Annotated in this window: 9 protein-coding genes; 5 read left to right on the plus strand and 4 right to left on the minus strand. The window is 27.2% G+C overall.

All coding sequences use genetic code 11. From position 1 onward, the window contains the following. Nucleotides 1-7: 7 nt before the first annotated feature. The 4 genes from E6771_RS09575 to E6771_RS09590 are packed head-to-tail and all read left to right on the plus strand — an operon-like array spanning nt 8 to nt 2870. Nucleotides 8-874: an ABC transporter substrate-binding protein gene (locus E6771_RS09575; RefSeq protein WP_316091088.1), complete on the plus strand. Its 867-nt coding sequence runs from the start codon at nt 8-10 to the stop codon at nt 872-874. Continuing rightward, a complete protein-coding gene (locus tag E6771_RS09580; protein WP_316091089.1) occupies nt 871-1908 on the plus strand; it encodes an iron ABC transporter permease in 1038 nt (345 codons plus the stop codon). Before E6771_RS09575 ends, E6771_RS09580 begins: the two co-directional genes overlap by 4 nt. A 1-nt stretch (nt 1909) precedes the next feature. Continuing rightward, nucleotides 1910-2656 (plus strand): ABC transporter ATP-binding protein, encoded by a 747-nt coding sequence (locus tag E6771_RS09585; protein WP_316091090.1) that lies wholly within the window; start codon nt 1910-1912, stop codon nt 2654-2656. A gap of 55 nt (nt 2657-2711) precedes the next feature. Further along, nucleotides 2712-2870, plus strand: coding sequence for a TSCPD domain-containing protein (locus E6771_RS09590; protein ID WP_316091091.1), 159 nt, complete (start codon nt 2712-2714; stop codon nt 2868-2870). Between the two features lie 337 nt (nt 2871-3207). Here the strand turns inward: E6771_RS09590 and E6771_RS09595 are convergent, their stop codons facing one another. From E6771_RS09595 to E6771_RS09605, 3 genes are read right to left on the minus strand one after another with little or no spacing between them, the layout of a single operon-like run. Further along, the gene (locus tag E6771_RS09595; protein WP_316091092.1) at nt 3208-3408 is read right to left on the minus strand and encodes a hypothetical protein; all 201 of its coding nucleotides are present in this window, start codon (nt 3406-3408) and stop codon (nt 3208-3210) included. A 23-nt stretch (nt 3409-3431) separates the two neighbouring features. Continuing rightward, entirely contained in the window at nt 3432-4613 is a 1182-nt protein-coding gene (locus E6771_RS09600; protein WP_316091093.1) for a MalY/PatB family protein, read from the minus strand. A gap of 32 nt (nt 4614-4645) precedes the next feature. Next, nucleotides 4646-5491: an aldo/keto reductase gene (locus E6771_RS09605; RefSeq protein ID WP_316091095.1), complete on the minus strand. Its 846-nt coding sequence runs from the start codon at nt 5489-5491 to the stop codon at nt 4646-4648. A 290-nt stretch (nt 5492-5781) separates the two neighbouring features. On the opposite strand from E6771_RS09605, the gene E6771_RS09610 reads away from it, so the two are divergent. Next, nucleotides 5782-6492, plus strand: coding sequence for an NAD-dependent protein deacylase (locus tag E6771_RS09610; protein WP_316091096.1), 711 nt, complete (start codon nt 5782-5784; stop codon nt 6490-6492). Between the two features lie 245 nt (nt 6493-6737). On the opposite strand, the gene E6771_RS09615 is transcribed toward E6771_RS09610, so the two are convergent. Next, on the minus strand, nt 6738-6875 hold the full coding sequence (locus tag E6771_RS09615; RefSeq protein WP_316091097.1) for a hypothetical protein: 138 nt from the start codon (nt 6873-6875) through the stop codon (nt 6738-6740). Nucleotides 6876-6996 lie beyond the last annotated feature (121 nt).

Here is a 6996-nt window from a genome sequence, read left to right on the forward strand (position 1 = left end):
GATAATGGTGAAAAAAGTATTAATTTTCTTTATAATAATATTTAGAATAAGTGTAAGTCAAGAGAATATTAGAATCATATCTTTATCTCATTTTTCTACAAGAATACTGATAGAATTGGAACAGGAAAAGAAAATAGCAGCACAAGGCTGGAATAACAATATAGAATTTCCAGAAGATATAGAGGAAAAATTAAAAGATATTCCTGATATCTCAGTAGGAGTACCAACTAAAGAAAAAATCTATCAATATGCTCCTACTCATATAATAGGATGGGAAAGCGCATTTACTGATAAAAATATTGGTTCTAAAGAAGAATTGAAAAATAATGGAATAAAAATTTTCTCATTTGAATCAGCTTCAACAAATGGAACAATAGAAATATTATTTGATGATTTGAGAAAACTTGGAAAACTTCTTTTAATAGAAAATAAAATAGAGGAAGAAATTAGAAAAATAAGTGAGAACTTAAAAAAATTTGAATATCCAAATAAAGGAGAAAATATATTATTTATAAGTAATGTAGATAAAAATCCAAGTTTAATTGGTGGAAATGGTCTGATACAATCAATAAGTGAAAAAGCAGGATATAGAAATGTATTTGGAGATATTAATAAAAATTATTTTACTGCTGATTGGGAAAATATAATAGAGAAAGATATTGATAATATAATTATATTAGCTATTGATGAAAAGGATTTTAAAAATAAATATAATAAGCTATTGAATAAAGGCTATTTTAATGATAAAAAAGCTTTTAGTAAAAATAATATTTTTTATCTGAACTATATAGAGACTGCTCCAAGTCTTCATATAGCAGAAACAGCAGAAAAAATAGCATTAAAAAAATTGTACAGAGTGGAGAAAAATAAATGAAAAAATTGCTGAATAATTACAAAATATTATGCCTAATATTATTTATATTATTACTGATATGTTCTACTTTAGTAGTAACAATAGGCTCTGTATCTCTTAAAGGAACTGATGTATGGAAAATAATAGTGAATAAGAGTCTAGGAAGAGAAGTTTTTCAGAAAGAATGGAAAAATAGTATAGAGATAATAGTATGGAATTTAAGAGTTCCAAGAATAATAATGGGAATGACAGCAGGTGGAGCTTTGGCATTAGTTGGAATACTTATGCAGTGTCTTACTAAAAATCCTCTGGCAAGTCCATACATATTAGGAATATCAGCTGGGGCAAGTACAGGAGCAGTAATGGCTATTCTGTTTTTAGGAGGAACGTTTTTTTCTGTTCCTATTGGAGCTTTTGTATTTGGAACTTTAACAGCTTTTATAGTGTTTTATTTTGCAGGAGCAGGGGGATTTTCTAGTACAAGATTAGTGTTGATAGGAGTTGCAGTATCCTCTCTTTTTTCTGGAATAACAACACTAATGATAATGATGGCACCTAATGAAAGAGAACTGCAAGGAGCTATATTTTGGATGTCAGGAAGTCTTGGAGGTTCTAATTGGAAATATATACCTTTTGCAGTGACAAGTTTAGGAATATCTTTTCTATTAATATATCCTAAATACAGAGAACTTAATATACTTGTGACAGGAGATGAAAATGCTGTTGCTTTAGGAGTAGACATAAAAAAGATTAGAATATTAATTGTATTGATATCAACATTTTTGACTGGAGTTATAGTATCAAATACAGGAATAATAGGGTTTGTAGGATTAGTAATACCTCATATTACAAGAGGATTGGTAGGAGGAAATCATAAGAGAGTTATACCATGTGCCATACTCATGGGAGGAGTATTTTTGATTTTAACAGATGCAGTTACCAGAGGTCTTTTCGTTTCACAAGAAGTACCAATAGGAGTTATAACTTCTATGTTTGGGGCTCCTTTTTTTCTAAATATGTTGAGAAAGAAAGCATATAGATTTGGAGGAGAATAGTATGATAAAAGTGAAGAAGCTTGAATATTCTATAGATGATGAAAAAATACTTAAAAATATATCTCTCACAGTAAAAGAAAAGAAATTTGTTGGAATAATAGGGGCTAACGGCTGTGGAAAAAGTACACTTTTAAAGAATATATATAGATTTTTGAAATATAAAAGTGGAGAAATAATAGTTGACAGCATTGAGCTAAATGATTATAAATCTAAAATTCTTGCAAAAAAGATGGCTGTACTAGCTCAGAAACAAAATATGAACTTTGACTTTACAGTAGAGGAAATAATAGAAATGGGAAGATATGCTCATCATGACTCATTATTTACTACAGAGAAAAAAGAAATAATAAAAAAAGCTTTACAATCAGTAGAATTAGAAAAAATGAAAGATAGAAGTTTTCTTACCCTTTCAGGTGGGGAGATGCAAAGGGTGTTAATAGCAAGGGCACTAGCTCAGGATAGTGATATACTGGTGTTAGATGAACCTACTAATCATCTGGATATAAAATATCAGATACAGATAATGGAATTAGTAAAAAAAACTGAAAAAACTATTTTAGCAGTTATACATGATATGAATATTGCCAGTTCATATTGTGACTATATATATGGAATGAAAAAAGGAAAAATTGAAATTGAAGGAAAACCAGAAGATATATTTACTAAAGAAAATATAAAAAAAGTTTTTGATATAGAATGTGAAATAGCAAAACATCCAAAAACTGGCAGACCACTTATAATATTCTAGGAGATGCAGTATAGAAGTATATAAAACTAATGGTGTATGTGCAAAAAAGATTGGTGTGGAAATTGAAAATGGAATATTAAGAAAAGTAAAATTTTTTGGATGCTGTGATGGAGATTCAAAAGCTTTTGAAATATTACTGAAAGATATAGAGATAGATAATATAATAAACAATTTATACCATATAGAATGCAGAGAAAAGGAACTTCTTGTATGAGAGAATTATGTAAAATTCTTATTCAGTTGACAGGAAGGTAAAATAAAAAACAACCTTATTTTATAAAATAAGGTTGTTTTAAAATAGAATAGTATCAATTTTAGCTTATTAAGTGTAATAAATTTTGTATGTCTTTATAAATTAAACTGTGCATAGTACCTTTATATCTTAGATAATCAATGGATGAAATTTTTTCTTTGATAACAGAATGTAATTCTTTTTTATGGAGAACTATGTTTTTTAGAGAACTAAGAGCTTGCTGTACTGCTGTTGGTTTTTCATCTTCTAAGATATTCAGAATTTCTTTAAAATTTTTGTTAATGATATTCTTAGTATCTCATTTTAACTGTTTACAAAATAATCTGAAATCTCTCACTCTAATAGTATATTTTTCATTAGATGTTATTTCTATAAATGGAGAAATATATGGATAAAGTATATCAGAAGAATCTGAAAATAATTCCAGTTCTTGTAGATTTTTAAATGCTTGAGAAGTATCTTTATCTTTGAGTCCAGCCAACATTAACTCTATATCCATAATTTCTCCTGAATTTATTATAATTATTTAAATATGACATTCTTAACTCTATCAAGAGCTTCTTTAACTACTGATTTAGGGCAAGCAAAGTTGAGTCTTATATATCCTGTTCCCTCTTCTCCAAACCAGCTACCATAATCAATAGCGACCTTAGCTTTATCTTCAAATATTTCTTCTAAAGTTTCTTCATCTTTTAGTACATTTCTGAAATCTATCCATGCAAGATAAGTTCCTTCAGGTTTTAAATATTTCACACCAGGCATATTTTCTTTGATATATTCTTCAATGAATCTTCTGTTACCATCAAGGTAATCAATTAATTCATCAAGCCATTCAGCAGAATGCAAATATCCAGCTTTGATAGCTTCTACACCAAAAGTACTTGGAGTTTCAAGTCTTATTTTCATAAGAGTATTTTTGTATTTGTCTCTTATTTCATTATCAGCAATAAAAATTAGGGAAGTTTGAAGTCCAGCAAGATTAAATGTTTTACTTGGAGCTGTACATACTATACAATTATTTTTGAGTTCATCTTTTAAAGTAAGAAATGAAGTAAATTTATTATCTTTAAAAATAAGGTCAGAATGAATTTCATCAGATACTACAAGAACATTATGTCTTAAACATATTTCTCCCATTTTTTCAAGTTCTTCTTTTACCCATACTCTTCCTACTGGATTGTGGGGATTGCAAAGAATAAATATTTTAACATTGTTATCAATTATTTTCTTTTCAAAGTCATTAAAATCTATAGTATAGTAACCATTAGTATTTATCAAAGAGTTAGTAACTATTTTTCTATTATTATTTTCTGTAGATATTCTAAATGGATGATATACAGGGGTTTGAATAAGAATGGAATCTTCTTCTTCAGTAAATGTTTGTATTATATAATTAAGAGCTGGAACTACTCCATTTGTAAATAATATCCATTCTTTTTTCAAATCTATATCTTTTCTATTTTTATTCCAATCAATAATAGCTTGGAAATATTCCTTATCAGCTGTAGTGTATCCAAGTATTCCATGAGTAAGTACAGCTTGTAAACTGTTGAGTATAGCTGGAGCAACTCTAAAGTCCATATCTGCAACCCATAAAGGAAGTAAGTCGGTTTTTCCATTGTATATATTTTTATAAATTTCAGGATTCCATTTTCTAGAATTTGTTTTACTTCTATCAATTATTTCATCAAAATTATACTTCATTTTAATATTTCCTCCACAGATATTTAATAAATTTATCTTAATTTTTCAAAACCAGCACTCATATTGTCTGGATGAGTTGCAAATCTCTCATCTTTATTTAAAGCATTAATAGTATTCATATCTTCATCAGAAAGAATAAAGTCAAGATCCTTATTTTCTTTTATTCTAGATGGAGTTACAGATTTTGGTAATGGAAGAAGTCCAGATTGAAGATGCCATTTAAGGATGACCTGAGCAATAGTTTTTCCATATACCTTTCCAATTTTTTCTATAACATCATTTTCAAGATTTCCCTGCATTAACGGACTCCAAGACTCAACTATAATATCTTTATCTTTGCAGTAAGCTCTCGAATTTAATTGTTGATTTAATGGATGAAGTTCTATTTGATCTATCATAGGTATAATTTCTGTTTCTGGAAGTAGTTCTTCAAAGTGATGGATTTCAAAGTTACATACTCCAATAGCTCTTACTTTTTTCTCTTTATAAAGTTTTTCAAGAGCCTTCCAAGTATCAATAGTAGTTTTCATATTAGGAGTGTTAGGCCAATGAATAAGATAAAGGTCTATATAATCAAGGGCTAATTTTTTTAGAGAAAGTTCAAAAGCAGCTAAAGTTGAATCATATCCTTGATCTGAATTCCATACTTTTGTAGTGATAAAAAGATCTTCTCTTTTTATATTTTTATTTTCATCTAAGAATTCTTTGATTCCTTCTCCAACAAATTCTTCATTTTTATATATCATTGCAGTATCTATATGTCTGTATCCAGTTTCTAAAGCAAATTTTACACTTTTTCTACATATTTCTGGGTCAGTTATCTTCCAAGTTCCAAAAGCTATTTCTGGTATTTCTACACCATTTCTTAATTTGTACATAATATTCCTCCTTGTATTAAATTAATAATTCTATCACAATTATAACTCATTTTTTGGGTGATAACAATTATTTTATGAAATAAATAATATAAAATTAAAGAGAAATTGAAAGAAAGTAATTTTATTTATAGATAAGTATTTTCAGACTTAAATATGAGACAACAGCTTTTTATATTATAGAATTACTCAAATTAAGATTATTTAAAAAGTTAAAAAATATACTCAATTTAAATTGAAAAATATAGTATAATATTATAAAAAAATAGATTGAAAAGAAATAGGAGGAACCTATGGATAAGATAAAAGAATTAGCTGAAATAATAAAAGATAGTAAATATATAGTGGTGTTTAGTGGAGCTGGGGCTTCAACTGATTCTGGTTTACGTGACTTTCGTGGTAAAAATGGACTTTATAATGATAGAAGTTATATGGGATATGAGCCTGAAGAGATATTAAGTCATGATTTCTTTTTTTCACATAGAGATATTTTTGATAGATATCTTATAGAAAAGTTGTCTATAAATGATATAAAACCTAATGCTGGGCATAAGGCAGTAGCTGAATTAGAAAAAATAGGAAAAGTTAAAGCAGTTATTACGCAAAATATAGATGATCTTCATCAAGCAGCAGGAAGTAAAAATGTTTTGGAACTTCATGGAACTTTAAAAAAATGGTATTGTCTGTCATGTGGATGTTTTGATAGCAAATCTTTTAATTGTGAATGTGGTGGAATAGTAAGACCTCAAGTAACTCTTTATGGAGAAATGCTTGATGATGAGGTTACTTCTAAAGCTATAAATGAAATAGAAAAAGCAGATACATTGATAATTGTTGGAACTAGTTTAACAGTTTATCCAGCAGCATATTATTTGAATTACTTTTCTGGAAATAATCTTGTTATTTTAAATGAAACACCTACTTCACAAGATGGAAAAGCACAACTTGTGATAAGAGATAATTTTTCTAAAGTTATGACTGAAACTATGAATTTATTAAAATAGACTTTTACAGAGTCATCTTTCAATAATTAAATTTATTTTCTTATTCCAAATAAAGAATTCTTTATTTTAAACAAAAAATAATAGATTATTTAAAAAACTTGTTTAAGTTATAATTTAAAATATATAAAAAATAAAAACCAGAAAGAAGCTAATCTTTTTGGTTTTATTTTTTGCAGTATAATTATATAGTTAATTTTTTCATTTCTTAGATTAAGAATTATAATAAAAGTAAATATGGAATATATTTATTTTTTTATTATTAAACTTGGAACAAATATTAATAATAATATAAGAAAAAAGAATGGAATAAGAGCAGGATAAGTCCAGCATTTGATAATGAAGACTATTAAAATAGTAATAATAAATAATAATATTTTTTCCATTTTTTCTCCTTTACCTAATTTGGTTTCTGTTAACTTAAATTTATGTGAACTACTCCTAACCTTTTAAGGTATAATAATTTGCTCAAGATTATATATCCTCCCTAAAATGAAAGGAGCAGTT

The organism is Fusobacterium sp., from assembly GCF_032477075.1.
In the GTDB taxonomy this organism is placed as follows: domain Bacteria; phylum Fusobacteriota; class Fusobacteriia; order Fusobacteriales; family Fusobacteriaceae; genus Fusobacterium_A.

Excerpts from the sequence above, each read along its gene's own strand:
- E6771_RS09580 (WP_316091089.1), top strand. The coding sequence starts at position 871 with ATGAAAAAATTGCTGAATAATTACAAAATATTATGCCTAATATTATTT.
- E6771_RS09615 (WP_316091097.1), bottom strand. The coding sequence starts at position 6,875 with ATGGAAAAAATATTATTATTTATTATTACTATTTTAATAGTCTTCATT.
- E6771_RS09600 (WP_316091093.1), bottom strand. The coding sequence starts at position 4,613 with ATGAAGTATAATTTTGATGAAATAATTGATAGAAGTAAAACAAATTCT.
- E6771_RS09585 (WP_316091090.1), top strand. The coding sequence starts at position 1,910 with ATGATAAAAGTGAAGAAGCTTGAATATTCTATAGATGATGAAAAAATA.
- E6771_RS09610 (WP_316091096.1), top strand. The coding sequence starts at position 5,782 with ATGGATAAGATAAAAGAATTAGCTGAAATAATAAAAGATAGTAAATAT.
- E6771_RS09595 (WP_316091092.1), bottom strand. The coding sequence starts at position 3,408 with ATGGATATAGAGTTAATGTTGGCTGGACTCAAAGATAAAGATACTTCT.
- E6771_RS09605 (WP_316091095.1), bottom strand. The coding sequence starts at position 5,491 with ATGTACAAATTAAGAAATGGTGTAGAAATACCAGAAATAGCTTTTGGA.